Source organism: Arthrobacter sp. P1_H7, assembly GCF_056405215.1.
Map to the genome: position 1 here is coordinate 119932 of NZ_JBFUCO010000010.1, position 25342 is coordinate 145273.

The window sequence follows — 25342 nt, forward strand, 5'->3', positions numbered from 1 at the left end:
GCCCACCGGCAGCCGGCGGCTCAGGCGGCCACGCTGAGGTGATTCGCCAGCCGATCGAACGACTCGCGCCACCCTTCGCCATGACGGTCGCGGCTGGCCGCGGAGTCAAACGGCCCCTGGGTGAAGGTCATCTGCGTGCCGCCGTCGATCTCCTCCAAGCGGATCGTCACCTCGGTCTCGAAGCCGCGGGTGCCGTCCAGCCTGTCCCAGGCATGGGTGAACATCAACAGGTGCGGCGGTTCAACATCGGTATGCACGCCGCTCCACCAGAATTGCTGCCCGGTACTGTCCTGGATCATGCAGGCGCGGTACAGGCCGCCGACTTCGAGGTCCGTGTCGACGCTCTCACGCGGGACATGGAAGCCGCGCGGACCCCACCACTGCGGAGCCTGGTCCGGGTCCGTCAACGCCGACCACACGCCCTGGATGGGTGCCCTGAACTCGCGGACAATGACCAGCATGAGGTCCGTGTCGCCGGATGCCGGTTGGCTCATGGTCCTCTCCCTCGGATTGCTTGAACTGACAGGCGAAATGCCCCTGCCCGCTGGCCGCGCTGGCGCTGCCGGCGCCTAGCGCCGGCCGGGGCTGTAGGCGGTCACATACGGGGTGTTGCTCGGGATGATCTGTTTGCCGAGCGGCATCAGCGAGATGGGGATGAGCTTGAGGTTGGCGATCGCCAGCGGGATGCCGATAATCGTGATGGCCATGGCGAAGGCCGTGACGACGTGCGCGATCGCGATCCAGATGCCCGCCACAAGCAGCCAGATGACGTTTCCCACCAGGGTAAATATGCCGTTTCCGCCGGGCTTGTCCACCACCATGCGGCCGAAGGGCCACAAGGCATAGGACGCGATGCGGAACGAGGCCAGGCCCCACGGGATGGTGACGACCAGCAGGCAGCAGACGACGCCGGCCAGGAAATATCCAAGGGCCAGCCACAGGCCGCCGAAGAGCAGCCAGATGATGTTCAGGAGTGTCTTCATGGATTCATTCTCGCCCGTAGGAGTGACATTCGGATCAGTGGCTTACCCGGAAAAATCCCTGACTTTCGCGCCCGGCCCCGGAGAGGTTCCCCCGAGACGGGGTGAGGGGCGCCCGGTCCCGGATTGGGCACCCCTCTTCGGCGCTTAGGTATCGGCCTGCTTGACCATGGCGGCCTCAACGTTGATCTTGACCTTGTCGCTGACCAGCAGGCCGCCCGCTTCGAGGGCGGCGTTCCACGTCAGGCCGAACTCTTTCCGGCTGATGTCCGCTTCGGCACTGAATCCGGCCCGCGTGGCGCCGAAGGGGTCCACCGCCACGCCGGTGTATTCGACTTCGAGCTCCACGGGCTTGGTGACGCCACGGATGGTGAGCTCGCCGGTGAGCACATAGTCTTCCCCGTCGCCCCGGATCCCGGTGGCCCGAAAAGTCATGTCGGGGAACTGCTCAACGTCGAAGAAGTCCGGGCCGCGGACATGGCCATCGCGGTTGGCGTCGCCCGAATCGAAGCTGGCGGTCTTGACCGTGGCGTGCAGGCTTGCGTCCGCCAGTGACTCGCGCACCCTTGCCTCGGCGGAGGCCTCGTTGAACCGGCCGCGGACCTTGCTGATGCCCGCGTGCCGGACGCTGAAGCCGATTTCGCTGTGGGACATGTCCAGTGTCCACACTCCGGGGGTCAAACCTTCGGGCAGAGTCACAACGGTCTCCTTCGAGCAGTGGCGGGCCTGTCCCGCCGGGGCGGTCGGGGTATTCCCCACTTTGCATGCTAACGAGGAAGCACGTCCCGGGCTAGGTCCCACCGGCCCTGACGCAGGACACGCGGCACGCCAGCGGCCACGCCGGTGCGCGGCGTCGGGATTTCCGACGGCGGATTCAGCCAACCGGGGCCGCCGCGTTCTCTGGCCTTCGCTCCACGGCCGGGTTACTCTGGCCTATAAATGCCGGGCAATCACCGAATTTCGCAGAACTATTCGCACAGTCCTGATCAACCCAATGATGTGAGGAATCGTGGCCGGGTCCCTGGGGAAACGTGGCAAGGCGGGTATCGGCGCTTGCTTGCTGAGCCTGGGTCTGCTGCTTTCCGCCTGCCAGCCCGGGCCGCCGGAACCCTCACCGCGCCCGAGCTCCGGCACGCCGTCGTCCCCCGCACCGTCGTCCCCACCGCCGTCCACCGCGCCGCCGTCGTCGTCTGCCGCGCCTTCGGCGGGCGAGCCCGTACATTTCACCGCCCAAGGTGACATCGGCGTCGGCTCGGGCGCCAAAAAAGTGCTCGACGCCGTTGCCGGCCTCAAGCCCCACCTGAACCTCGCCCTGGGCGACTTCGCGTACAAGGCCGGACTCGAACAGGAGTTCTGCGACATGGTCACCGCCCGTCTCGGCGAGAACTTCCCGTACCAGTTGGTGACCGGGAACCACGAGAGTGATGGCCGGGATGGCGACATCGAGAAATACGTCCAGTGCCTGCCCAATAAGATGCCCGGGCTCCAGGGCGAATACGGCGTCCAATGGCGCCTGGATGTCCCCGAGCAGAATCCGGTGGTCCGCTTCATCATGGTTTCCCCCGGCATCGACTTCCGGGGCGGAGAACCGCTGGACTACTCAAGGGGCAGCGAACGCTGGCGCTGGACCGCGGACGCCATTGACGAGGCCAAATCGCAGAACATCCCCTGGACGGTGGTGGGCATGCATACCCCGTGCCTGAGCGTCGGCAACTACGACTGCCAGGCGGGGCAGGACTTCACGAACATGCTGATCGAAAAGCAGGTGGACCTGGTCCTGTCCGGCCACGACCACGTCTATCAGCGGACGCATCAACTGGCCACGGGGGGAGGCTGCACGGAACTCGTTCCCGCGACCTTCACCTCCGGGTGCCTGGCCGATACCGATGGGACCATGGCCCAGGGCTCGGGGACGGTGTTCGCCACCGTCGGCGTTGGCGGCGTCGGACTCTACAATGTCAGATCCGAGGATCCGGAGATGCGTTACTTCGCCAGTACATCCGGAAAGAACCAGGACCCGGCTTTTGGGACCCTGGATGTCACGGCGACGGCGGATGAACTGGCCGCCCGGTTCATTCCCGCCGACGGCTACAGCTTCTCGGATTCCTTTACCCTCCGCCGGTAAGCCGCCGGACGCGCCCACGAGGGCTCAGGCCGGCACCCAGATGCTGACCCAGTCCAGGTAGACGTGGCCCTGGGTTTCCGGAGCCGGACACAGCGGCAGGCAGGATTCGGTCTGCAGGATGAAATGCATGGGCGTCGAGGGCACGTCCGTTGTGCTCGCGCCGATGGATCGCCCATCAATGAAGAACTCAACGCGTCCCGGGGTCCACTCCGTCGTGGCCACATGCCAGTCCGTGGAAAGTTTATTGGAAAAGAACTGTTCAAAGCTCTTTGGATTCAAGGACATGAAATGGGCGGCTGCCGTCAGGATTGCGCCGAGATCGCCTTCGGGGAAATCTATCTCCCCGTCCCGCGGCCAGATGCCACTATCCGGCCACAGGAGCCACGCCGTCTTGAAGCCAGGCATGGCATCTCCCCTGTACCGGACTGAGTAGCGGCCGTACAGCATGCTGTTGGCCCTCGGGGGGTTCCTGCTGGCATTCGGGAATTTGGGGGTGGGCGCGGCACCCATGAAGACACCGTTTTCCGAATGCATGAACCAGTCCAGAACGCCGTTTTTGACGCTGAGGACTTTCGAGGGGTAGTAGCCCGATTTTCCGCCGCTGACCTGTCCGTCCGTATCCGGTGTTCCGTCCTTGTACCCGGCACTCCACCGGTCCCGGTAAAGCGGCCCGGGGAAGGAGCCCAAGGGGACGTCGCCGGCGGAGAAGTCCTCCACGAAGACGTTCCTCCATCCGGGCAGATCCCCCGACATGGCAGTGGCGGTGGTCCGGTCCGGGGGCGGTGCCGAGGTCCGGGCGGGCCGGGATGCCGGCGCGCTCTCCGGCGCAGGGGCGGCAGGGGCGGCGCCACCCGCCGCCGGCTCAGTCGGCGCCACCGACTGGAACCCGGGCTGGGCCCCTGTTCCGGCGTCGGCCGGCGGAGCCGCCGGCGATGCCGAAACGGACGTGAACAGTGGCCGCTCGCCCCGTGGAGCGGCATCCGAGCCGCACGCGGCCAGGGCCAGGACCGGGCCTAAGACCATGGCGGGAACCGCCAGGAACCGGAAGGTAGGGAGACGCCGGCGTCCTGCCGGCACGCGCCCCCATTTAACGGGTGTCCGCATTCGGCCAGTGTCGCATGGAGGCAACGGTCCATCAACAGTTTTGCAGCATTTTTAGTTGAATTTTCAAGTTAATCCAAGGTTAATGCAAGGTGATGAAACCAAACTTAAGGCCTGGGGTATATCACTAAGTTGTCGACGACCGAACAGCGTGAGCATTGGGTCTATTTTCCGGTCGGAGGAGTCGGAAAGCGCTGCAGTTGCGACGAGCAGAAATACGTCATTGAGTGGTGAGGCCAGTGTCCATCCCGAATCTCAAACCGAACGTGCGCCCCCAAACGACGCCGCCGCCGGCAAATCCCTCGGTCAGCGTGGTGATCCCCACTTTGAACGAGGCATTGAACCTGCCGTGGGTGCTGCGGCGGATGCCCTCTTATGTGGATGAGGTGGTAATTGTTGACGGCCGTTCCCTGGACGGCACAGTAGAGGTGGCCCGGGCCTTGCGCCTGGACGTCGTGGTGGTGGCAGAGCCCCGCCCTGGCAAAGGAAACGCCGTGCGCGCCGGATTCGCCGCAGCCTCTGGCGACATCATCGTCATGCTCGACGGCGACGGCAGTATGGACCCCCAGGAGATCGGCTGGCTGGTGACTCCGCTCCAGCACGAATACGACTTCGTCAAAGGCTCCCGCTATGTGACGGGCGGCGGCTCAGACGATCTCACATGGCTGCGCAGCGGCGGAAACAAGATGCTCACCCGGCTCGCCAACGCGGTCCTCCACAGCGACTACTCGGACCTTTGCTACGGCTACATCGCCCTGCGCCGTGAATGCGTTGACATTCTGGAGCTGGAGTCGGACGGGTTCGAGATCGAAACTGAACTGATTGTGCGGGCCTCAAGGGCCGGCCTGCGCATTGCCGAGGTTCCCAGCCATGAACTGTCCCGCATCTCCGGGCAGTCAAACCTGCACACCTTCCGGGACGGCTGGCGGGTCCTCCGCACCTTGGCCCGCGAGCGCGTGAGCTGGGAGGCCCCGACTGCCGGTGCCCGCCCCGAAGCCCTGCGTCGGGTCAAGTACAAATACCCCAACGAGGTCTTCCCACACGTTCCCACCGATCCCAGCAGCGTCCTGGGCGTACGGGCGGGCGAATAGGATGTCCGAGAACTCCAGCCTTCCGGAAGTATCCGTGGTCATTTGCTCCTACTCGGAGGACCGGTGGGACCGGCTGATCGGCGCCCTGGACTCGGTCCGCACCCAGACCTTCCCGCCCATGCAGACGATCGTCGTCGTCGACTACAACGTGGACTTGTACAAGCGTCTGATCTTTACTGTCCCGGATGCCGTAATTGTCGAGAACACCGGACCCAAGGGTCTCTCCGGCGCCCGCAACACCGGAGCGGGCATCGCCAAGGCAGAGATCGTGGCCTTCCTCGATGACGATGCCGAAGCCGAACCGGACTGGCTCGAACGGCTTGCGGCGATGTACGACGACCCCGACGTTCTGGCGGTCGGCGGCCGGGTGGAACCGCTCTGGGAAGCCGGACGGCCGGGCCACTTCGCCAACGAGCTCGACTGGATTGTGGGCTGCACCTACCGGGGAATGCCCAAAGTCGCTGCCGAGGTCCGCAATGTCATTGGCGCGAACATGTCCTTCCGCGCCAATGTCCTGGAACGGGTCGGCGGTTTCAACACAGCCTTGGGCCGCCAGGACGCCGTCCCGCTGGGCTGCGAAGAGACCGAACTGTGCATCCGCGCGGTGATCGGAGCTCCCGGATCCCGGGTGGTCTATGAGCCCGCGGCCTTGGTACACCACCACGTCCCGGCCGAGCGCGGCACCCTGCGCTACATGCTTGCCCGTTCCTGGGGCGAAGGGATTTCCAAGGCGCAGGTCAGCAGGGTGGTCGGCCACAAACGGGCGCTTGGCCCCGAACGGCGCTATGTCCGGCAGGTCCTGCCACGTGCGGTGTTTGCCGGAATCCGCGGTTGGCTCGGCGGCGGTGACCGTGCCGGGCTCGGCCGGGCAGCGGCTATCATCGCCGTGCTCGCGGCCACCGCGACCGGCTACGTGCGCGGCCGCCGCCTGCCTGCGGCGTCGTCGCCGGCCAAAGCGGCTGCGGTATCGCCGGAAGAGCCGTGGCGGGAAGTCAAATGAACCGCGCAATGCCCCTCCCCGTACACCGCCCGGTGCAGGCCCTGCACCCGGAACCACCCGACCGCAGAAACCCGACCCCAGAAAGCTTGGATCATGAGCCAACCTGAGCGCGACGTGAAACAGCCCATTGGCGCCTCTGCCGGAGCCTCCTTCGATGTCCACGGGATCGTGGGCATCGACGTTGAGGCGGGAACGCCCGGGGAACCGCAGCTGAGGGACATGCTTGCCCCGTTCCTGGGGACCTCCACCGCGCCGCGGCGGATCACCATCGGCGCCAAGATATCGCCGATTTCCAGCCAGTCGCACGCGGAGGATGCCTACCGGTTCACCGGGGAGTCCCTCTATATTCCGGCGGACCGCGTCCAGATCATCGAAACGAAGGACGGGTACCGGATCGAAGGCGCCGGCGAGCTCCTGACCTCCGTGATTCCGCTGCTGGACCGATTGTGTGTCCAGGAGGAGACGGCCATGATCCATGCCGCCGTGGTGGACTTCCGCGGCTCCGGGGTTCTCCTGCCGGCCTGGGGTGGGGTTGGAAAGACCAGTACGGTGGCGAAGCTGGTGGCCATGCCCGACGTGCGGTTCATGGCCGACGACTGGGCCTTCATGGGCGCCGGCGGAATGCTCATGGGCTACGCCAAACCGATGTTCATCAAGCCCCACCACCGTGCCATCTACCCGGACATGTTCCGGGGAACGCGCAAGCCCCTGGCCCCCGGATGGCTGACGACGCCCGTCGCCCATCTGGCCACGGCGGTCCATCCGGTCATTGTCCGCTATCCGAAAACAGCCGCGTTCACCCGGCGCTGGTCCCCCGAACACCGCATGGTGCAGCCGGAGCACGTTTTCGGGGCGCAGCGGATCTCGTCCGCGGCGCCGGCACAGCTGGCCATCTTCCTCGAGCGCTTCGACGGTGCGGACGCGCGGCTGGAAGCACGCAGCGCCGAATGGATGACGTCCCGGGTCGTCGGCAACTTCCATTCGGAACTGCCCATGGTCTCGCGGCGCCTAGTCGAGGCCCTCGGCGCCACCAGCCTCGTCCCCCTGGAGGACCACTTTGGCCAGAAGGCGGCCGTGGTGCGCCGGGCCCTGGAGGACGTTCCCTGCTGGCTGCTCCGGCTGCCCGCCGCTTGGTCAGCGGACCAGGCCTCTGACTTCATCGCGAATCTGGTTCGTTCAAAACTGGATGAGTGAGGCGAGGCCACGTGAGCGATCTGAAGGTGTCGGTTGTTGTTCCTGCGCGCAACGCCGCAGCCTGGCTGGGCGAGTGCCTGGAGTCGATCCGCAGCCAACACCCGTACGAAATGATCGTGGTCGATGGCTGCTCGACGGATGACACTGCCGAAATCGCCCGCGACTGCGGGGCGACTGTCATCTCCGATGAAGGACGCGGCCTGCCTGCCGCACGGATGCTCGGCGCGCGGAGCGCCACCGGTGACGTTGTCGCCCTGATCGACGCCGACGTCGTCCTTCCGCCGAAGAGTCTGCCCCGGCTGCTGGCCGAATTCGAGGCCGGCGGTTACGACGGCCTGCAATTCGGGCTGGCCAGCGAAGCCGACGGCCCCGGCTACTGGGGGGCTGCGCTGGCCTGGCACCACAACCACAGCCGGGTGCGCAAGTGGTTTGGCGTCAGCGCCACGCTGATGCGCCGCGGCGTGCTGCTCGACGTCGGGTTCGACGACGACTTCCGCTCCGGGGAAGATGTGGAGCTTAGGATCCGGCTGGAGCAGGCAGGGTACCGGCTCGGTGTTTCCGACTCCGTGGTGGTCAGGCACCGGTTCGACGACACGTTCGACTACGCCCGCGACCAATGGCTCCAGGATGGGGCCGGGATGGCCCGGACCGTCCGCAAGCACACGGGCCGCGCAGGCTGGCTGGTGATGCTGCCACTGCTGGCCACCGTGCGCGGCGTCGGCATGTCCCTGGTCCGTGCACCCCGCTTCCTGCCTTACTGGATGGGCTTCCTGCTCTACAACTACCGCGCCATGGCCGGCGAGCTCCTGCGGCCGGCCCACAAACCGATCTCGGTCGGCGGGAACGCGGCCTGGCTGGCCGCCGCGAGGATCGCCCCCATGGTGACGGGCTTCCTGTTCTGGGCGCTCGCGGCCCTCGTGCTTCCGCCGGAGCAAATAGGTCTTGGGTCCGCGGTGGTCGCCGCCGCGCTCCTGACCGTGCAGCTGGGGATGCTCGGCGTCGGGCCCGCCACGCTGACGCTCCTGCCCGCGGAAACTGACGGCGGCCGGCGCCTCATCGCCACCGGTCTGCTTACCGTCGCAACGTTCTCCCTGCTGGGTGCGGTCCTGTTGGTTGCCGTCACGTACTGGCTCGGCACAGGCGTGGGCGAGGCCTGGGTGGAACCCCTGGTCACGGTTCTTTTCCTGGCCACGGCATTACTCGCCGCCAGCGCCTACCAGCTTGACCACGTGGGCGTAGCCCAGGAACGGGCCGACCGTACGCTGGTCAGGAGCCTCGCGCAGTCCATCGTTCAGCTCCTCTTCCTGGCCGCCGCGTTGGCCGTCGGACTCCGTGACCTGGCGGTGATTGTCGGCGCCGTTGCGGCCGGCGCGCTGGCCAGCGTCATCGTAGGGCTTCGCCAGCTGGCCCGGGCTCATATGTCCCCCGACTGGAAGCATGGCTTCCGGCCTCGTCCGGCCCTGAATCTCCTGAAGCCGGGGCTTCCCAACCATGCCCTCACGCTCGCCGACCGCGCGCCTGGCTACCTGCTCCCGCTCATCGTTGCAGCTACTCTGGGCCCGGCGTCGACTGCCGCGTGGTACGTGGTGTGGATGATGGCCTCGGCGGTGTTCTTCGTGCCGCAGTCGGCCGGGTTTACCCTGCAGACGGCCCTCGCGGGAACGCGGTCCCGGCCGGGCCTGGTCGCGTCCGCGCTCCGGGCCAGCTTCATGTTGACTCTCGTGGCCGGGCTGATACTGATGCTGGCCGGCCCCCTGCTTCTGGGCTTCCTCGGGCCGCAGTACGCGTCCGCGTGGATCCTCATTCCTATACTCGTCCCGGCGCTCCTCCTAAGTTGCGTGACCCAGGTCTACTACGGGCTGTGCCGGGCCCAAGGGCGGCTTTTCGAATCCACGATTGTCGCCACCCTGGCCGCCATCCTGGTCGTGGCACCCGCCGCGGCCGTGGCCCAGCAATATGGCCTCACCGGCGTCTCAGTCCTCTGGGCCGTTGCCCAAGCGGTTGCCTCGCTGATTGCCACTTGGCGTCTGATCACCCTGACCCGGATCAAGCCCGCCGCCACCGCAGGCGAGATTCCTTCAGCGGCGCGCCACCAGCCGACCTGAATCGAGAAATGATGACACACGAATCGACAACGAGCCTCCCGGTGCGCACCGCCCACCGGCATGAGGCGCATGCGCACCTAGGCGGTGCCAAGCCGCCCACCCACCGCAACCTCGGCCTCACGCCGTCGTGGCACATCGGTGCCCTGGCAGCCGCCGCCGCGGCCGCGCTCGCCCTCGGCGTGTGGAGCATGAACCAGGTCAACCCCTTTCAGATCGGCGGGACCGGGCTGATTGACGCCCTCCCGCCTGCCTATTTCGTTGCCCTCGCGCTCAGCCTCGCCGGATTTGTCGCCTCGCTCAGCCTCCGCCGCCTGGTGCCGGCTCTTCTGACCTGGCAGCTCCTGGTCACAGTGGTTCTCCTCCATGGCGCTGACTCCATCATCCATGGCCTGCCCCGGCTCGAGGCCAGCTTCCGGCATCTGGGCATTGCCGACACCATCAGCCAATCGGGCCAGCTGGATCCGACCCTGGACGCCTACTTCAACTGGCCAGGATTCTTTACCGTGCTGGGAACGCTCTCCGGGGCGACGGGCGCCAAGGACCTTTTCGGCATCGCAACCTGGGCGCCGGTGGGGATCAACATCCTCCTGCTCGCACCACTGCTTGCCCTGGCCCGGCGGTTGACGGCAAATCCGCGCCAGGCGTGGGCGGCTGTCTGGATCTTCTACCTGGCCAGCTGGATTGGACAGGACTACCTGTCACCGCAGGCCTATTCGTTCTTCCTCCTGCTCACACTGGTTGCCTGCCTGCTCAGCGTCTTCGGCGGTTGGGCCTGGCCCACGGAGCGCACCAGGTTCTCCCGGTGGCTTGCCCGCAACGTCAGCAAACTCGACAGCTCGGTCCCGCGGTATGGCGCCGCGGAACCGCAGCGGGCCGACACCGCGATTCTCGTGGTGGTCTGCGCGCTTATCCTGCTTGCCATGACGGCTTCACATCAGCTCAGCCCTTTCGCCGTGATCCCCATCCTGGCCGCGCTTCTGCTGACCGGACGCCTCCGGCTGCGCTTCCTGCCGGTCCTGGCCGTGGTCCTGCCGGTCGGCTGGCTGCTCTTTGCGGCTTCCACGTTCGTGGAGGGGCATTTCGGCCAGCTGCTCGGCTCGCTCGGTGACATCGGCGCGAACAGCCTCGGCGCGCTGAGCACCAGGGTCTCAGGCAGCGACGCCCACATGTTCGTGGTCTACACCCGCATGGCCGAGGTCGCACTGGTCTGGGTGCTCGCCGTTGCCGGCGCCATAGTGGGCTACCGGCGGAAGGCACCCTGGCTCGCGGCCGCCGCTGCGGCGCTGGCGCCGCTGGTCCTCGTTCCCCTCCAGCCCTATGGCGGTGAACTGCTCCTGCGCCTGTATCTCTTCAGCCTTCCTTTCGCAGTCTGCCTGGCGGTGCTGCCACTGATGTCAGACAGTGCCGCCGGACTGAGCCTGCGCCGAGCCCTTGCCCTGCTGCTGATGGGCGCGGTACTGGCTACAGCCACTGTCGTCACCCGTTACGGAAATGACGGCATGGAAAGCTTCAACGACGACGAAATCGCCTTAGTGAACCGCCTCTATGCGACTGCGCCCACCGGTGCCGTCCTCATTGAGGCAGTTCGCAACACCCCGTGGAGATACCAGCACTACGCGGACTACGACTACCGGGCGCTCGTTGCTGCCGAGCCCATTCCCAACGCCGCGCCGCTCAGCTGTGACGCAGCCAACCAGATCGCCCACAAGGCGGGCGCGTACCTCATCGTTACTGAAAGCCAGCAGGAGGCAGCCGAACTTCGCGGTTCGACTCCCACCGGCGACCTTCAACGATTTACCGCCACATGCGCCACGAGTCCTGGCTGGACGAAGGTTTTTGAAAACGCAGGCGGCGTGATTTTTCACATCGAAGGAGTTAGTAATGGCAACTGAACGCAGCTACGTGAGCTATGCGACGGCAGCCGTCGCCGTAGCAGCCATACCCCTCTCGTTTGTCGGCCCTGAGGGCCTGCGCCTGGCGGTGATAGGGCTGCTGATGCTGGCCGGACCTGGAACAGCGCTGGTGCTGCTCCTCCGCTTCGACCCGCCGCGCTCAGCCCAGGCCACTGGAGCGCTTCCCCTCAGCATCGCCATCGCAATCGCCTTCAGCCTCGCGATGTCCACGCTCGTGGCGACGGCGATGATCTATGCACATCTCTGGTCACCGCCGGCGGCCGTATGCCTGCTGTCGGCTCTGACCCTCGTCTTCCTGGGCCTTGAGCTCAAGAGGCCAAAGCGGGTCCTGGTGCATGCGAAATGATGATCTTCCTGATAGGACTGGCCACCATGACGGCCCTCGTGAGCTGCGATGTGCTCCGCGTGTTGCAGCCGGACAAGGCACTCCCTCGCGCCGTGGTGATCACCACCGCAGCCCTGCTGGCCATAGTCGGCGTGGCGGTGGTCATGCAATTGGTGCATCTGGCGCAGCTGGCATGACAGAAATCGCCCGCCCGGTGCCGCAGCACCGGGCGGGCATCAATAAGTCGAACCAATCACGGAAAGTATCTTCAATGAGAAAAATCAGAACACTCAGCATGGTTGGCACGCTCGGAATGCTCGTAACCGGTTCCCTTGTCTTCGGTTCCGCCCAGGCCGCCACGGCCGCAACCTGCAGCCCCGCACCGACAAACTCCTATCCCGGCACCGTTGTGCTCGCCACCAGTTTTGAAGCGGGCGGCTTTTGCGGCCTCATCCCCAAAGTGTCCGGTACCGGCACCGCAACGATGTCCAGCTCACGGGCCCATACCGGGACGCATTCAACCAAGCTGCACGTGACCACGGATTCCGGCTCGCTCGCCAACTTCTCCACCCCGGCGTTCTCTTCGGGGACCAAAACCGCGTACGCAGACGGCTGGTTCAATATCACCGTTGCCGGCGTTTCCGGCAACGACGTCCCGTACTTCCGCTTCTTCTCCGGCTCCACCCGCGTCGCGGACATCTACCGCTACAACAGCAACGGGCAGTTGTGGCTCCGGGTCACGTCACCGAGCGGCACCTTTGTCTACACGAAGCTGATCTCCAGCAGCATTTCCCTGAGCGCCTGGCATCATGTGTCCATGCGGGTGACCGCCAACGGCAACACGTCCACAATCCAGGTATGGTTCGACGGCGTGCAGCGATACAGCAGCACGAGCGTCAAAATGCTCGGGACCAGCCTGAGTAAAGTTCAGCTCGGTGCCGAGCACAACCGGCAAAAGGGCGACGAATACATCGATGACGTCGTCATCAAACGCTCCTAGCCCCCTCAGATGGTCCGCGGGCGGCCCAGCCTCATTCAGGCGCCTTGGCCGCCCGCACGAAATCCCCGATCTTGGCCAAGTCCTTGATGCCGCGCGCCGACTCGACGCCGGAGGACACATCGACACCCCACGCCCCGGCCTCCGCCGCTGCCCGGGCAACGTTGGCGGGATCCAGACCGCCGGCGAGCAGCCACTTGCGCCCGACAAGAGCTTTGGCCCGGACCGAACCGTAGTCCCAGGCCTCGCCGGAGCCTGGCACAGCGGCGTCAATCAGGAGCAGCTCCTCGCCCCAGTTGTCGAAGGCTTCCGCGGCGGAGGCCATGGTGACGGCCCTGATCAGTTTCATCCCGGCGTCGTGCACTGTCCGGACGTCGGCGGGTGAGCGGTCGCCGTGCAGCTGGACCCAGACCAGGCCCGCCTCACGGGCGACGGCGACGGCGTCGGCGGCCGGTTCGTGCCGGAACACCCCCACCGCGGGCAACCCGCTCGGGACGTGGGCGAGGAGGTTCCTGACCTGTTCCGGCGTGACCTCCCGGGGGCTGCGGGTCAGGACGAAGCCGACGGCGTCCGCGCCGGCGCCGGCCGCGACGCGGACCGCATCCGGGGTGCGCAGGCCGCACACTTTGACAAACATTCTGGCTCCTTCTGCGTGCTTCCTGCCTCCGACGTTAGCAAGGCCGGGCCTCCGCCGCCGACTTTGCGTCGGCGCCGGCACGAGCGTGCACAGCCCCGTCGGCGCCCGGGAAGCCCGGCGTTCCGGGACGGGCCGATAGGCTGAGGCCATGGAGATCATCCGCTACGCCGAGATAAAAGCCCACCCCTGGCGCAACGGCGGCGGGGTGACCCGCGAAGTGGCGCGCCACCCACGGACCCGGTCCGTGGAAACCGCCCTGCAGACCGCCCCGCGAGGTACAGGGCAGGACAACGCCTGGGACTGGCGCGTCAGCATTGCCGAAGTCTCCAAAGCCGGCCCCTTCTCCGCCTACGCCGGGATGGACCGCGTACTGACCGTGATTGACGGTGACTTGCTGCTGCTGAGCGTGGACGGGGCCGAGCACCCGCTGGAGAAGTACCGGCCATTCCGGTTCTCCGGCGACGCGGACTCGGCGGGGGCACTGCCCACCGGCGACATCCGGGACCTGAACGTCATCACCCGCAACGGCGCCTTCAAGGGCTATACCTCCATCATCGAGCTGTCCAAGAAGCGCGCCCATCCGGTGTTCGCAGGCCAATTCGGCATCCTCCTGCAGGGGCAGGGGACCGTCAGCCCCGGGACTGCCGGCGGCCCTCCCACCGAGCCGGCGGCCGCCGTCGCCCCGGAGCCGGAGTGCGTCGAGCTGAACCGTTACGACGCCGTCGTCGGCGCTGATACCGAGACGCCGGAAATCGTGGGCCGCGGATTCCTGGCGGTCGTGTCCATCGACCCTGCGGAACCCGGCACGGACTAGCGCCCGTCCGCCTTCACCCGGGCGCCGCTGACACGCACGGAGTCCCCCGACAAGCGCTGGGCGAGCCAGATTGGCACGATCGAGACCACGATCAGCACGACGGCCACGACGTTGACCACGGGCGCCTGATTCGGCCGGAACAGGTTCTGCAGGATCCAGATCGGCAGCGTCGTCTCGCCGGCCCCGATCGTGAACGTGGTCACGATGATTTCGTCGAAGCTCAGCGCGAAAGCCAGCAGGCCGCCGGCCAGCAGGGCGGAACGCAATTGGGGGAATGTCACCAGGTTGAAGGTGGTGAAGACACCGGCGCCAAGGTCGGCGGAAGCTTCCTCCAGGCCTGGGCTCGTCCGCCGGAGGCGCGCGATGACGTTGTTGAACACGGTCACCATGCAGAACGTTGCGTGGGCGATCACCACTGTCCACAGGCTCAGCGGGACGCCCAGGATGGTGGTGAACATGTTGTTCAGGGCAATGCCGGTGACAACGCCGGGCAGTGCGATCGGCAGGATCACCAGGAGGCTGATGACGTCGCGGCCGAAGAACTTGTAACGCTGCAATGACAGCGCCAGCAATGTCCCCAGCACCAGCGAGATGATGGTCGCGGCCACTGCCACCCACACGGAGGACAGGACAGCGTCCCGGACGCCGGGTGAGTCAAAAGCCTTACCCCACCATTCCAGCGTGAAGCCCTTGGGCGGCCAGCCGAAAGTCCGGTCTGCGTTGAACGAGTTCACCACCACCAGCATCAGCGGGACGTAGATGAACAACAGCACCAGCACGGTGATGACGCCCAGGACCACTTTGGCGCTACGGGAAAGTCTCATGCTGCGCCTTCCGCTACAGGTTGTTCAGGGCGCCGGTGCGGCGGACGATGAAGAGGTAGAACATGATGATGGCGATCGGCACCAGCGAGACCGCGGCGGCGAACGGCAGGTTGTTGGCCGCCCCGACATTCGCGTAAACAACGGTGCCCAGCATCTGGGTGGTCCCGCCGACGATCTGCGCGGTGATGTAGTCGCCCAGCGACAGGGAGAACGTGAAGATCGTTCCCGCGATGATGGAGGGAACCAGCAGCGGAAGCATGACAAGGCGCATGGTGGTCAGCGGCTTCGCGCCCAGGTCCCCGGAGGCCTCCAGCAGGGAGTCGGGTACCCGGTCAAAGCCCGCGTAGATCGGCAGGATCATGTACGGCAGCCAGATGTAGGACAGGGTCAGGATGACGGCCGTCTCGCCGTAGCCCGGCGACGACAGGCCGATCGGCGCGCCCAGCCACTCCAGCAGCCCGCCTTCGGCAAGGACGTTCCGCCAGGCGTAGGCCTTCACGAGGTAGCTTGCCCACAGCGGCATCAGCACGGCCACCACCAGCAGTTTCTCCCAGCGGGCCGGAGCCACCTTGGCGATGAAGAACGCGATGGGCAGGGCCAGGATCATGTCGATCACGGTGACCGCCACCGCGATCCACAAAGTCCGCAGCGTGATCCGCTGGTACACCGGATCCGTCAGGACCGTGACGATGTTCTCCGTGGTCCACTCCGTGGACACCTCTCCGGTGAAGGTGTCCACGGTCCAGAACGCCGTGACCAGCAACGCCGCCAGGGCTGCGATATAGACGAGGATGAGCCAGAGCGCCGGAGCCGTGAGCAGTCCGGCAAGCCGCAGCCGGGGCGAGCGGTGCAGCAGCGCCGAGAAGGAATTGGCTTTCGCGCGGGGTACAGGCACGGCACTCTTGGGTGGGCCGGGCGGAAGCTGTTGCGTCTGTTGTGCCATCTCGCCTTAATCTCTGCCAGCCCTCGAGGCCGGCTGTTCTATCCGGATCCAATGCGGCCCGGTGTCCGGCATCAGCCCTTGATTTCCGTCCAGGATTTCGTCCATTCCGAATAGTCGGTGCACTTGACGTCCTTGCGGCCATCGAGGCATTCGGCCACCGGGGTGGTCCAGTACCAGATCTTTTCGGCGTAGGCGGTATCACCGGAGTGGTACGTCTCGCAGTGCTTGGGGTCCTTGGTCAGTTCGCAGGACTTGGCGTTCGCCGGGGATTCGCCAAAGTACTCCGCCACCTCGGCATTCGGCTTGGGGCTGGCGATGTAGTCGAGCCACTTGTAGGCGCAGTTCGGGTTCTTGGTCTTGGACCCGATCATCCAGGTGTCCGACCAGCCGGTGGCTCCCTCGTCAGGGACGAGGGTTGAGACCTTGGCGCCGTCGTCCGTCGCGATGTTGGCCCCCACCTGCCAGGTGGTGCCGACCACGGTGCTCCCGGATGTGAAGGCCTGGACCTCCTTGAGGACGTCGCTCCAGTACTCGCCGATGTGCGCACGCTGCTGCTTGAGCAGGTCGACGGCGGCGGCCAGTTGGTCCTTGTCGAGCGCGTAGGGGTTCTTGATGCCAAGTTCCGGCTTGTGGGCCATGAGGTACATGGCGGCATCGGCGATGTAGATGGGCGAATCATAGGCCGTGACCTTGCCGGTGTTCTTGGCAGCATCGTCAAACACCGCGCTCCAGGAGGTCGGTGCCGGGGTGACCTTGTCCGTGGTGTACATCAGCACGTTCGCGCCCCAGCCGTGCGGCATTCCGTAGTTCACACCGTTGACGGTGTTCCAGGCTTTGTCCTTCAGGAACGGATAGATGTCCGGGTAGTTCTTCAGCAGGCTCATGTTGACGGGCTGCACGTCCTGGCCGGCGACCAAGCGCAGTGAGGCATCCCCGGAGGCCGAGACGACGTCGTACTGTCCGGTGCGCATGAGCGTCACGGCTTCGTCCGAGGTGCCGAACGGCTTGAAGCTGACCTTGCACCCGGTCTCTTCTTCGAATGGATGCACCCAGTCGACCGCCGGGTCGTTGCTGCCGTCCTCGGCATACCCGGGCCACCCGAGGACGGACAGCTTGCCTTCCCCGGTGCCGATCTCGGTCTTCGTAGCTTGCGCCGACGGGGAAGTGGATCCGCCGCTGGTTCCGCAGGCCGACAGCGCGAGGGCTGCCGCCGCAACCATGCCGACCATGAGGGAGGCCTTTGTTCTGGGTGCCATGATCCTTGCCTTTCGCTGTGGAGAAAATCTCTGGACTGGGAACGCCGCGCCGCGGCCCGGAGGCCGCCCGGCAGGGCCCGGGATCAGGTGCCGCGGGCCGGAAGCCAGACGACGGCGTCGTCGTCCCAGCTGACCGTGACGGTCCGGTTCACCAGCGTCGCGTCGCTGCCGGGAAGCTTTTCCGGCACGAGCGCGACGACGGCGGGTCCGCCGTCGAGCTGCACCCGCACCTGGGTGGCGTGCCCGACGTAGACGAACGACGTCACCGTCCCGGTCCTGGAGGTCGCGCCGGAACGGCGTTCCGATTCGCCGGTCCAGGCGACGCGCAGCCGCTCGGGACGGATGCAGAAGGGCTCCGCCCGGCCATAGACCGCCTGGGCCTGGCCGGCGTCGAAAATATTGGACGTGCCGACGAAGTTGGCCACGAAGATGCCGCCGGGGCGCTCGTAGATTTCGTGCGCGGTGCCGATCTGTTCGATGCTGCCGTTGTTGAAGACGCCGATCCTGTCGCTCATGGTCAGCGCCTCCTCCTGGTCATGGGTGACGAAGATGAAGGTGATACCCAGCGAGCGCTGCAGTTCCTTGAGTTCGACCTGCATTTGCTGGCGGAGCTTGAGGTCCAGGGCACCGAGCGGCTCGTCCAGCAGGAGGACCTTCGGCTCGACCACAAGCGCCCGGGCCAGGGCAACCCGCTGCCGCTGGCCTCCGGAGAGCTGGGCGGGTTTGCGGCCGAGGAACTTGCCGAGCTGGACCCGCTCCAAGGCCTCCCTGGCCCGCTCCCGCCGCTGGTTCCCGGGCATGCCGCGCACCCGCAGCCCGTAGGCGACGTTGTCCACGAGGGACATGTGCGGGAACAGCGCGTAGTCCTGAAATACGGTGTTGACGTCCCGCTGGAAAGGCGCCATCGCCGTGACGTCCTTGCCCTCGAGTTCGATGCTTCCGGACGTAGGCAGCTCGAAGCCGGCGATCAGGCGCAGGACCGTGGTCTTGCCGGAGCCGGACGGGCCAAGCATGGAGAAGAATTCCCCGTGGCGGATGTCCAGATCCACTCCATTGACCGCGACGGTGTCCCCGAACTCCTTGGTGAGCTTGCGCAAGCGGATCGCCGGAACGTCTTCGGTTCCGCTCGAGGTGCCGGCGGCAAGTGTTTCGGTCATGGGGTGCGCCTTACTCCGTTGCCGGATCGTCCACAGGAACCACGCAGCAGAATGTGATCCAGTCCACACTGAGCTGCTGGGCCAAATGCTATTACTCCATAGGTTTTGTGTATAGACCCTCCGGCAAAGCCCGGATTAGGATGTCATCAGCCCGGGCGACGCGCGGCGGCGCCGCCCGCGGAAGCCGCAGGGATGCCCGGCAGGGGCGGGTACCGCCGGCGGGAAGGGAGGCCCTGATGCTGTTGACGCCCAAGGGCGCCTCCAGGAGCCTCGCGGCTGTGTTCACGCCGATCAAATCACGCGGGCTTGTGGATGAAGTGTGCGCCCGGATCGAACAGGCCGTGGAAACCGGACTGCTGACCAGCGGCCAGCGGCTGCCGAATGAAACCGAGCTGGCCGCAGCCCTCGGAGTGTCCGCGGTAACGGCGCGGGAGGCCCTTTCCCAGCTGCGCGCCTCGGGAATTATCCGGACCGCGCGCGGCCGCAGCGGCGGAAGCTTCATCGCCGACGACGTGCTGCCCTCCCGGGAACGGGCCCTGGCGCAACTGCATGAGCTGAGCCGGCTGCAGATCAGGGACCTCGCGCTGCATTACCAGGCGATCGCCGCGGCCTGCGCGGGGGTGGCGGCACGCCGTTCCGACGCCGCAGACGTCGCCACGTTGCGCTCGTTCATCCCCGCAGCGGACGACGACTCCCTCAGCTGGCGCCTGGCACTCTCAGAGTTCCTGCTGGAAGTCGCGGCCATTGCCCGCTCCGCCCGACTCGCCCGGGAGCTCATCCGGCTGCAGGCAGATCTCGGCACCCTCACGCTGCTGCCCTGCGCCGACCCCGGTTACCGCGGGCGCACCACCCTGATCCTCGGGGACGTGGCAGCCGCCATTGAGGCCCACGATCCAGGGACCGCCGAAACGGGGGTCAAGGCCCTCATCTCCGCAACCACCGACTGGCTGCTGACCGAGCAGGCCAAAAGCTATTGACCGCACCCGCGACCGCCCCCGCATCACAGAACCACGATCTTGACCGCCCACCTTTGACCGCAAATGTCCGGCACCTTCGAGCTAAGGCAGCAACGATGTCCGATACCGCCTCCCCCACTGCCCCCGCCACAATGTCCGCGGCAGCGCCGGCCGAACCCGGCCCAGTTGAGAAGGCTGCCGAGCTGGCCGCCGCCGAACTCGACGCCACCATCGCCGCCATCGAGCACCGCCTGACGGCGTGGGCCGCTGACGCCGGGGCCGCGCTGGCCGCCCTGTCCGGCAAAGTCACGGGCACGGCCGTGGACAAACTCATCCGTCCGGTGGTCGAGGAACTGGTGCAGCTGCCCGGCGGCTATGCGGCCGGCGCCGGGTTCATCGCCAACGCCGGGCTGCTCGGCCCCGAGCGCAGCTATATCGCCTGGTGGCAGGGCCCGGACCTGGAACACGTCGACGCGCTGGCCAACTTCAGTCCCAACTCCATCAGCCGCTACGTCAAGGCCGAGTGGTTCCGGATCCCCGTGGAAACGGGCCGGGCCCACGTCACCGGGCCCTACGTGGATTTCCTCTGCACCGACGAGTACGTCCTGACCTTCACACACCCGGTGTTCACCCGACCGGACGGCCCGGTCGCGGGAATCGTGGGCATTGACGTCACAGTTCAGCGCCTGGAACGCGGAGCCATGGCGGCCCTGCGGCGGATCGGCGCCCGGGCCACCCTGGCCAATGCCGACGGCCGGGCCGTGGTGTCGGCGGCGTCCGATATCGACGCCGGCGACCTTACGGCGCCGCACGAGCCGTGCGCGCATTACCCGGTGGGGCGCACGTTCATTCTCTGGAGCGACGCCGTCGGGCGCTGACGCGGATTTGCTAGAATTGGAGGCCAAGGCCCCCTCTTCCGGGCCTCCGGACGACGGTTCAGTACCCGGCACGCGACAAGACTGGCCACAGGAGCTGTCATGTCGTGGCTAATACTTATTCTTTCTGGGGCGCTGGAGGCCGTCTGGGCCGCGGCCCTGCACCGGACCGCCCAGGCCAGGGGCCGCCGCCGGCTGGTCCCGGCCCTCGTCTTCCTCGTTTCCGTCCTCGCCAGTACCGGCGGGCTGGCCGTCGCCATGCAGTCCATCCCTACCGGAACGGCCTACGCCGTGTGGGTGGGGGTCGGCGTCGTCCTGACGTCCGGCTATGCGATTGCCGCCAAAGTTGAGCGCCCGACCGCGGCACGGATCCTGCTTCTTGGCGGGATCGCCGCGAGCGTCGTCGGCCTGAAGCTGGTGGCGTGACCATGATGAAAACAGCAGCAATGTCATGGCTCATCCTGCTCGCGTCCGCCGTGCTGGAGGCGGTTTGGGCCACAGCACTGGGCCTGTCCGACGGGTTCTCCCGCCCTCTGCCGACCCTCGTGTTCGCCGTGACGGCCACCCTCAGCATGGTGGGGCTCGGCCTGGCCGTGAAACGCATTCCGCTCGGCACCGCCTACGCCGTCTGGGTGGGGATCGGCGCCGCACTGACGGTCGGCTGGGCGATGGCCACCGGCGTCGAACCGGCCAGTCCGCTCAAGCTGCTGTTCATCGCCGGAATCGTCGGCTGCGCGGCGGGCCTGAAGCTCCTCCCGCCAACGGCGGACTCAGAGCAACCGGCAACGCACGCTGTCCAGCCGGCCTCCCCCGCGGAAACTCCCCACGTTTAGGGCGGTACGACGGCTAGGGCGGTACGACGGCGTCTCCCTACCTTTGACTGCTGCGCCGTCGCGCCGGCCGCGCAGCAGTCAAAGGTGGGGAGAATCGTCGGCCCGGCCGATAACAGGGGGCCGGAATAGCAGCGCGCAATCTGGGGTTCTTGGCAGGGACGGAAGTCCTACGGAACCACACAGTGTGCGAATGGAGACCCAGATGACGGCAGCAACAGTCCAGCTCGGCGACGGCCTCACGGTCAGCCCCCTGGGGTTCGGCGGCATGGCCCTGACCCCTGTCTACGGCGAGGTAGACCCGGCCGAAGCCCTGCGGACCCTGCATCACGCGGTGGACGCCGGCGTCAGCTTCATCGACACGGCGGACATCTACGGCGGGGGCAGCAACGAGGAGCTGATTGCGCGGCTGCTCAGGGAACGCCGCGGCGAAGTCCAGCTGGCCACCAAGTTCGGCCTCGTGGGCACACCGTCGGCCGGCTACACGGACATCCGCGGCGACGCAGCCTACGTGCGGCAGGCCGTGGACCGCAGCCTGCAACGGCTGGGCACCGACACCATTGACCTGTACTACCTGCACCGCCGTGACCTCCGCGTTCCGATAGTGGAAACCGTGGAGGCCATGGCGGGGCTGGTACAGGCCGGCAAGGTGCGGCATCTGGGCCTGTCAGAGGTGACGGCCGAGGAGCTGCGCGAAGCCAGCCGCATCCATCCGATCGCCGCGGTCCAGAGCGAATGGTCCATCTGGAGCCGCGATGTGGAACGCAATGTGGTGCCCGCCGCCGCCGAACTCGGGGTGGGCTTTGTGCCGTATTCGCCGCTGGGCCGGGGATTCCTCACCGGCACCGTGGACGCCTCGGCGCTAGGCAGCAACGACTTCMGCCGCAACATCCCGCGTTTCGCCGCGGACGCTGCCAGCGCCAACCAGGGTGTGGTGGCGGCCGTGCAGGCGATCGCTGCGGAACTGTGCGTTGCTGGGCAGGCTGCAACTCCCGCCCAGGTGGCGCTGGCCTGGCTGCTCGCGCAGGGCCGCAAGCTGGGACTGCCTGTGGTCCCCATTCCCGGCACGCGCAAGGCGGCCCGGATCGACGAAAACCTGGGCGCCCTGGCCCTCGACTTCACCGCCGCGCAACTGAAGAAGCTCGACGCCGCCGCGGACGCCGTCGTCGGCTCCCGCTCCGCAGACCCCAACTGGGTTTCCCAGGGCCGCGAATAGCGGCTCCGTAGACTGAAGCCCATGGACTCGCTCATTCACTCTTTACGTGACATCACCATCCGCCGGATTTCGGTCGGCGAGATGGACAACAATGTTTACCTGCTCACGGCCAAGGCCTCCGGTGCGCAGCTCCTGATCGATGCGGCCGATGATCTGGCCGCCATCCAGGGGCTGCTTGCGGACGCCGCCGCGGATACTTCCGCGACGCCGGAGCTGGCGCTGGTTGCCACCACCCACCAGCATTGGGACCATGTCCGGGCGCTGCCGGGCCTGGTGGAAGCCACCGGCGTGAAGACGGCGGCCGGGACAGAGGATGCCCCGGAGCTGCCGGTGCCGGTGGATGTACTGCTGGATCACGGGGACGTCGGCAACTTCGACGGCTTCGACGTGACGGCTGTACACCTGCGCGGCCACACACCGGGTTCGATCGCCCTTGTGTACCAGGACCCCGAGGGGCCGGCCCACATCTTTTCCGGCGATTCGCTGTTCCCCGGCGGGGTAGGCAACACGCAGAAGGATCCGGCGCGGTTTGCCCAGCTGATCACCGATGTCAGCGAGCGGCTGTTCGACGCCTATCCGGATGACACGGTGGTGCACCCGGGCCACGGCCAGCCCACTACCCTCGGTGCGGAACGCCCGCACCTGGAAGAGTGGCGCGCCCGCGGCTGGTAGGCCTGAAGACCTCATCGAGTGCTCCATAAACGCCGTTATGAACCTTCTAAACGGCAGTTACGTGGGCCCACACCGGCAGGGTTCCCTGGCCGAGCTTGCGAGGCTAGGGTGCCGGTGGGGAGCACTCGATGGTGGTTAGCTGGGGCCACGACCGCCGGGTTCCCTGACCGAGCTGGCGAGGTTAGGGAGCGGTTGGGGATTAGCGGCTGCGGCGTTCGTTCGAGGCCGGAGCCGACGCGCGGCGCGGGCCGGCGCCGCGGGCCGGACGTCCTTCACCGGAACGGCCGTTGCCGCCGCCGGCGTAGGATCCACCCGAAGTGCCACCGGTGTTGGAGGACCAGACAGCAGCGCTGCCTCCGGATTTGCTGCCAGCGGACTTGGCGCCGGCAGCTGCACGCTGGCCGGTTGCCGGGCGTCCGCTGCGCTGGCCACCGGCCGAAGCGCCGGTGCGGGGAGCGCCACCCGTGCGGGGTGCTCCGCTGCGGGGAGCCGAAGCGCCCCGGGCGTCGCTGCGTCCGTCTGCGGCGCGTCCGTCCGAACCGCGGCCGGCCGCGGCACGGCCGCCGGCGGCCGGAACATCGTTGTGGTGCGCATAGGCGGTGGTGCGGCCGCGGCCACGCGCATTCCGGCGCTCGGCGCGCTCGGCATCGGCGCGGTCCTGGTTCTGCTCGGCGACACGGTCGGCGGCGTTGCGGGCCGCAGCCTTGCCTTCGTAGGCGACGGCGCGGCGCTCGGCGCGCGGCAGGTCGGTCCGCGGCGCCTCAGCAGACACCCGTCCACGTCCGCCACGGCCACCACGGCCACCCGCGGTGGGTGCAGCCTGGGTGGTGCGGCGGGCGCGCTTGCGCTCGGCGTTGGCGCCGGTGGAGGTGCCGCCACCGTGCTGCGCGGCCTTGGCTGCCAGCAGGGCGGCCCGGGTACGCGGATCGATCTTGTCGGCCATTTCGCCGACCAGTTCAGCAACCAGCGGGGAGTTGGCGGTGACGCGCTCGAAGTTGACCTCGACGCCGGCAGCCTTCATCAGCTTCTTGACGTCGGACTGCTGCTCGGGCAGGGTCAGCGTGACCACGGTGCCGTCGGAACCGGCGCGGGCCGTACGGCCTGAGCGGTGCAGGTACGCCTTGTGCTCCGTGGGCGGATCCACGTGGATGACCAGTTCGACGTCGTCGACGTGGACGCCGCGGGCCGCGACGTCGGTGGCCACCAGGACGCGGACATCGCCGGAGGAGAACTCGGCCAGGTTGCGGTCACGGGCGTTCTGCGAGAGGTTGCCGTGCAGATCGACGGCGGGGATGCCGGCGTCGGTCAGGGTCTTGGCCAGCTTGCGGGCGTGGTGCTTGGTGCGCATGAACAGCACGCGGCGGCCGGCGCCGGAGGCGAGCTCGACGATCAGCTGCTTCTTGACCGTCTGGTCGTTGACCACCAGCACGTGGTGTTCCATGGTGGTCACCGCGGCCTGCGGGTCGTCCACGGAGTGGGTCAGCGGGTTGGACAGGTAGCGCTGGACGATCTTGTCCACGCCGTTGTCCAGGGTGGCGGAGAACAGCAGGCGCTGGCCCTGGGTGGGGGTCATGTCCATGAGCTTCTTGACCACCGGGAGGAAGCCAAGGTCGGCCATGTGGTCGGCCTCGTCCAAGACGGTGATCTCGACTGCTTCGAGGGTCAGGATGCGCTGGCGGATCAGGTCCTCCAGGCGGCCCGGGCAGGCGATGACGATGTCGACGCCGGCGCGCAGGGCCTTTTCCTGGCGGGCCTGGGAGATGCCGCCGTAGATCACGGTGGTGGTCAGGCCCATGGCCTTGGCCATCGGCTCGATGGTCGCGTTGATCTGCGTGGCCAGCTCGCGGGTGGGAGCCAGGACCAGGCCCATCGGGCGGCCGGGCTTACGGAAGTGCTTGGCTTCCCGCTCGGCGAGCCGTGCCACCAGCGGGATGGCGAATGCGATGGTCTTGCCGGAGCCGGTGCGGCCGCGACCCAGGACGTCGCGTCCGGACAGCGTGTCGGGGAGGGTCTTGACCTGGATCGGGAAGGGCTCCACGATCCCCTGTGCGGTCAGGGTGTCGGCAAGTGCTTTGGGCGTGCCGAGGGCAGCAAATGTAGTCATGTGTTTCAAAGTCTTTCAGGCGGTATCCGTGCGGATATCGGCCCCCGATGCCGGTTGGCTCAAGGGTTCGCCGAAGAAAAGTCAGGTGATCAACCGGGCTGTTGCCAAACTTCAGCAAGCGGCCGCCGGGACCAAATGGAACGCGTTCATCGACGCAGGATGTGCCTCTCACATGAAAAAATCCCACTGCCTGCGTGCGGATTTCCGAAGGAATCCGGCAGGGATCC

26 protein-coding genes and 1 riboswitch are annotated in these 25342 nt (G+C 66.9%); of the genes, 16 read left to right on the forward strand and 10 right to left on the reverse strand.

Features of this window, described 5'->3' with window-relative positions:
- Window positions 1-20 precede the first annotated feature (20 nt).
- The 3 genes from AC1DXI_RS11460 to AC1DXI_RS11470 all read right to left on the reverse strand — a co-directional run bounded on the left by AC1DXI_RS11460 (window position 21) and on the right by AC1DXI_RS11470 (window position 1679).
- Entirely contained in the window at window positions 21-494 is a 474-nt protein-coding gene (locus tag AC1DXI_RS11460; RefSeq protein ID WP_476938720.1) for an SRPBCC family protein, read from the reverse strand.
- A 75-nt stretch (window positions 495-569) separates the two neighbouring features.
- Entirely contained in the window at window positions 570-983 is a 414-nt protein-coding gene (locus tag AC1DXI_RS11465; protein ID WP_028275466.1) for a YccF domain-containing protein, read from the reverse strand.
- A gap of 144 nt (window positions 984-1127) precedes the next feature.
- Entirely contained in the window at window positions 1128-1679 is a 552-nt protein-coding gene (locus AC1DXI_RS11470) for a YceI family protein (protein WP_476938721.1), read from the reverse strand.
- Window positions 1680-2037: 358 nt separating this feature from the next.
- Here AC1DXI_RS11470 and AC1DXI_RS11475 point away from each other — a divergent pair, with 358 nt between their 5' ends.
- The gene (locus AC1DXI_RS11475) at window positions 2038-3105 is read left to right on the forward strand and encodes a metallophosphoesterase (RefSeq protein ID WP_476938722.1); all 1068 of its coding nucleotides are present in this window, start codon (window positions 2038-2040) and stop codon (window positions 3103-3105) included.
- A gap of 24 nt (window positions 3106-3129) precedes the next feature.
- On the opposite strand, the gene AC1DXI_RS11480 is transcribed toward AC1DXI_RS11475, so the two are convergent.
- Complete coding sequence (locus AC1DXI_RS11480; RefSeq protein WP_476938723.1) at window positions 3130-4128, reverse strand: glycoside hydrolase family 16 protein; 999 nt, start codon at window positions 4126-4128, stop codon at window positions 3130-3132.
- A gap of 317 nt (window positions 4129-4445) precedes the next feature.
- On the opposite strand from AC1DXI_RS11480, the gene AC1DXI_RS11485 reads away from it, so the two are divergent.
- The 8 genes from AC1DXI_RS11485 (at window position 4446) to AC1DXI_RS11520 (ending at window position 12834) form a co-directional block, all read left to right on the forward strand.
- Entirely contained in the window at window positions 4446-5297 is an 852-nt protein-coding gene (locus AC1DXI_RS11485; RefSeq protein ID WP_155846839.1) for a glycosyltransferase family 2 protein, read from the forward strand.
- A 1-nt stretch (window position 5298) separates the two neighbouring features.
- Window positions 5299-6297: a glycosyltransferase family 2 protein gene (locus tag AC1DXI_RS11490; protein ID WP_476938724.1), complete on the forward strand. Its 999-nt coding sequence runs from the start codon at window positions 5299-5301 to the stop codon at window positions 6295-6297.
- A 93-nt stretch (window positions 6298-6390) separates the two neighbouring features.
- Window positions 6391-7491 (forward strand): hypothetical protein, encoded by a 1101-nt coding sequence (locus AC1DXI_RS11495; RefSeq protein ID WP_476938725.1) that lies wholly within the window; start codon window positions 6391-6393, stop codon window positions 7489-7491.
- Window positions 7492-7502: 11 nt separating this feature from the next.
- Window positions 7503-9596 (forward strand): glycosyltransferase, encoded by a 2094-nt coding sequence (locus AC1DXI_RS11500; protein ID WP_476938726.1) that lies wholly within the window; start codon window positions 7503-7505, stop codon window positions 9594-9596.
- Window positions 9597-9604: 8 nt separating this feature from the next.
- Entirely contained in the window at window positions 9605-11488 is a 1884-nt protein-coding gene (locus AC1DXI_RS11505) for a hypothetical protein (RefSeq protein WP_476938727.1), read from the forward strand.
- Complete coding sequence (locus AC1DXI_RS11510) at window positions 11478-11855, forward strand: hypothetical protein (RefSeq protein ID WP_476938728.1); 378 nt, start codon at window positions 11478-11480, stop codon at window positions 11853-11855. The genes AC1DXI_RS11505 and AC1DXI_RS11510 overlap by 11 nt, the downstream gene beginning before the upstream one ends.
- The gene (locus tag AC1DXI_RS11515) at window positions 11852-12031 is read left to right on the forward strand and encodes a hypothetical protein (protein WP_476938729.1); all 180 of its coding nucleotides are present in this window, start codon (window positions 11852-11854) and stop codon (window positions 12029-12031) included. The genes AC1DXI_RS11510 and AC1DXI_RS11515 overlap by 4 nt, the downstream gene beginning before the upstream one ends.
- 74 nt (window positions 12032-12105) lie before the next feature.
- The gene (locus AC1DXI_RS11520) at window positions 12106-12834 is read left to right on the forward strand and encodes a hypothetical protein (RefSeq protein WP_476938730.1); all 729 of its coding nucleotides are present in this window, start codon (window positions 12106-12108) and stop codon (window positions 12832-12834) included.
- Between the two features lie 31 nt (window positions 12835-12865).
- On the opposite strand, the gene AC1DXI_RS11525 is transcribed toward AC1DXI_RS11520, so the two are convergent.
- Entirely contained in the window at window positions 12866-13468 is a 603-nt protein-coding gene (locus AC1DXI_RS11525) for a phosphoribosylanthranilate isomerase (RefSeq protein ID WP_476938731.1), read from the reverse strand.
- A 148-nt stretch (window positions 13469-13616) separates the two neighbouring features.
- On the opposite strand from AC1DXI_RS11525, the gene AC1DXI_RS11530 reads away from it, so the two are divergent.
- Window positions 13617-14282, forward strand: a complete 666-nt coding sequence (locus AC1DXI_RS11530; protein WP_476938732.1) for a HutD/Ves family protein — start codon at window positions 13617-13619, stop codon at window positions 14280-14282.
- Here the strand turns inward: AC1DXI_RS11530 and AC1DXI_RS11535 are convergent.
- From AC1DXI_RS11535 to AC1DXI_RS11550, 4 genes are all read right to left on the reverse strand, one after another.
- Window positions 14279-15106 carry an ABC transporter permease gene (locus AC1DXI_RS11535; RefSeq protein WP_476938733.1) on the reverse strand — a complete coding sequence of 276 codons (828 nt, stop codon included), beginning with the start codon at window positions 15104-15106 and terminating at the stop codon, window positions 14279-14281. The genes AC1DXI_RS11530 and AC1DXI_RS11535 overlap by 4 nt on opposite strands.
- Before the next feature lie 13 nt (window positions 15107-15119).
- Window positions 15120-16001, reverse strand: coding sequence for an ABC transporter permease (locus tag AC1DXI_RS11540; protein WP_476938734.1), 882 nt, complete (start codon window positions 15999-16001; stop codon window positions 15120-15122).
- A gap of 119 nt (window positions 16002-16120) precedes the next feature.
- On the reverse strand, window positions 16121-17305 hold the full coding sequence (locus tag AC1DXI_RS11545) for an ABC transporter substrate-binding protein (protein WP_476938735.1): 1185 nt from the start codon (window positions 17303-17305) through the stop codon (window positions 16121-16123).
- 83 nt (window positions 17306-17388) lie between these two features.
- Window positions 17389-18462, reverse strand: coding sequence for an ABC transporter ATP-binding protein (locus AC1DXI_RS11550; RefSeq protein WP_476938736.1), 1074 nt, complete (start codon window positions 18460-18462; stop codon window positions 17389-17391).
- A 236-nt stretch (window positions 18463-18698) separates the two neighbouring features.
- Here AC1DXI_RS11550 and AC1DXI_RS11555 point away from each other — a divergent pair, with 236 nt between their 5' ends.
- The 6 genes from AC1DXI_RS11555 (at window position 18699) to AC1DXI_RS11580 (ending at window position 23011) form a co-directional block, all read left to right on the forward strand.
- Window positions 18699-19439: a FadR/GntR family transcriptional regulator gene (locus tag AC1DXI_RS11555; RefSeq protein WP_476938737.1), complete on the forward strand. Its 741-nt coding sequence runs from the start codon at window positions 18699-18701 to the stop codon at window positions 19437-19439.
- Between the two features lie 95 nt (window positions 19440-19534).
- Entirely contained in the window at window positions 19535-20296 is a 762-nt protein-coding gene (locus AC1DXI_RS11560; RefSeq protein WP_476938738.1) for a cache domain-containing protein, read from the forward strand.
- A 22-nt stretch (window positions 20297-20318) separates the two neighbouring features.
- Window positions 20319-20386, forward strand: a riboswitch (guanidine-III (ykkC-III) riboswitch).
- Window positions 20387-20395: 9 nt separating this feature from the next.
- Complete coding sequence (locus tag AC1DXI_RS11565) at window positions 20396-20719, forward strand: DMT family transporter (RefSeq protein WP_476938739.1); 324 nt, start codon at window positions 20396-20398, stop codon at window positions 20717-20719.
- A gap of 20 nt (window positions 20720-20739) precedes the next feature.
- Window positions 20740-21126 carry a DMT family transporter gene (locus AC1DXI_RS11570; protein ID WP_476938740.1) on the forward strand — a complete coding sequence of 129 codons (387 nt, stop codon included), beginning with the start codon at window positions 20740-20742 and terminating at the stop codon, window positions 21124-21126.
- Between the two features lie 202 nt (window positions 21127-21328).
- Window positions 21329-22339: an aldo/keto reductase gene (locus tag AC1DXI_RS11575; protein WP_476938741.1), complete on the forward strand. Its 1011-nt coding sequence runs from the start codon at window positions 21329-21331 to the stop codon at window positions 22337-22339.
- Window positions 22340-22360: 21 nt separating this feature from the next.
- Window positions 22361-23011, forward strand: a complete 651-nt coding sequence (locus tag AC1DXI_RS11580; RefSeq protein ID WP_476938742.1) for an MBL fold metallo-hydrolase — start codon at window positions 22361-22363, stop codon at window positions 23009-23011.
- A 199-nt stretch (window positions 23012-23210) separates the two neighbouring features.
- On the opposite strand, the gene AC1DXI_RS11585 is transcribed toward AC1DXI_RS11580, so the two are convergent.
- Window positions 23211-25115, reverse strand: a complete 1905-nt coding sequence (locus AC1DXI_RS11585; protein WP_476938743.1) for a DEAD/DEAH box helicase — start codon at window positions 25113-25115, stop codon at window positions 23211-23213.
- Window positions 25116-25342: the final 227 nt, after the last annotated feature.

Coding starts and splice junctions, on each gene's coding strand:
- AC1DXI_RS11460 (WP_476938720.1), bottom strand. CDS start 494: ATGAGCCAACCGGCATCCGGCGACACGGACCTCATGCTGGTCATTGTC.
- AC1DXI_RS11465 (WP_028275466.1), bottom strand. CDS start 983: ATGAAGACACTCCTGAACATCATCTGGCTGCTCTTCGGCGGCCTGTGG.
- AC1DXI_RS11480 (WP_476938723.1), bottom strand. CDS start 4,128: ATGGTCTTAGGCCCGGTCCTGGCCCTGGCCGCGTGCGGCTCGGATGCC.
- AC1DXI_RS11490 (WP_476938724.1), top strand. CDS start 5,299: ATGTCCGAGAACTCCAGCCTTCCGGAAGTATCCGTGGTCATTTGCTCC.
- AC1DXI_RS11495 (WP_476938725.1), top strand. CDS start 6,391: ATGAGCCAACCTGAGCGCGACGTGAAACAGCCCATTGGCGCCTCTGCC.
- AC1DXI_RS11505 (WP_476938727.1), top strand. CDS start 9,605: ATGATGACACACGAATCGACAACGAGCCTCCCGGTGCGCACCGCCCAC.
- AC1DXI_RS11510 (WP_476938728.1), top strand. CDS start 11,478: ATGGCAACTGAACGCAGCTACGTGAGCTATGCGACGGCAGCCGTCGCC.
- AC1DXI_RS11515 (WP_476938729.1), top strand. CDS start 11,852: ATGATGATCTTCCTGATAGGACTGGCCACCATGACGGCCCTCGTGAGC.
- AC1DXI_RS11520 (WP_476938730.1), top strand. CDS start 12,106: ATGAGAAAAATCAGAACACTCAGCATGGTTGGCACGCTCGGAATGCTC.
- AC1DXI_RS11525 (WP_476938731.1), bottom strand. CDS start 13,468: ATGTTTGTCAAAGTGTGCGGCCTGCGCACCCCGGATGCGGTCCGCGTC.
- AC1DXI_RS11530 (WP_476938732.1), top strand. CDS start 13,617: ATGGAGATCATCCGCTACGCCGAGATAAAAGCCCACCCCTGGCGCAAC.
- AC1DXI_RS11535 (WP_476938733.1), bottom strand. CDS start 15,106: ATGAGACTTTCCCGTAGCGCCAAAGTGGTCCTGGGCGTCATCACCGTG.
- AC1DXI_RS11545 (WP_476938735.1), bottom strand. CDS start 17,305: ATGGCACCCAGAACAAAGGCCTCCCTCATGGTCGGCATGGTTGCGGCG.
- AC1DXI_RS11550 (WP_476938736.1), bottom strand. CDS start 18,462: ATGACCGAAACACTTGCCGCCGGCACCTCGAGCGGAACCGAAGACGTT.
- AC1DXI_RS11555 (WP_476938737.1), top strand. CDS start 18,699: ATGCTGTTGACGCCCAAGGGCGCCTCCAGGAGCCTCGCGGCTGTGTTC.
- AC1DXI_RS11560 (WP_476938738.1), top strand. CDS start 19,535: ATGTCCGATACCGCCTCCCCCACTGCCCCCGCCACAATGTCCGCGGCA.
- AC1DXI_RS11565 (WP_476938739.1), top strand. CDS start 20,396: ATGTCGTGGCTAATACTTATTCTTTCTGGGGCGCTGGAGGCCGTCTGG.
- AC1DXI_RS11570 (WP_476938740.1), top strand. CDS start 20,740: ATGTCATGGCTCATCCTGCTCGCGTCCGCCGTGCTGGAGGCGGTTTGG.
- AC1DXI_RS11580 (WP_476938742.1), top strand. CDS start 22,361: ATGGACTCGCTCATTCACTCTTTACGTGACATCACCATCCGCCGGATT.
- AC1DXI_RS11585 (WP_476938743.1), bottom strand. CDS start 25,115: ATGACTACATTTGCTGCCCTCGGCACGCCCAAAGCACTTGCCGACACC.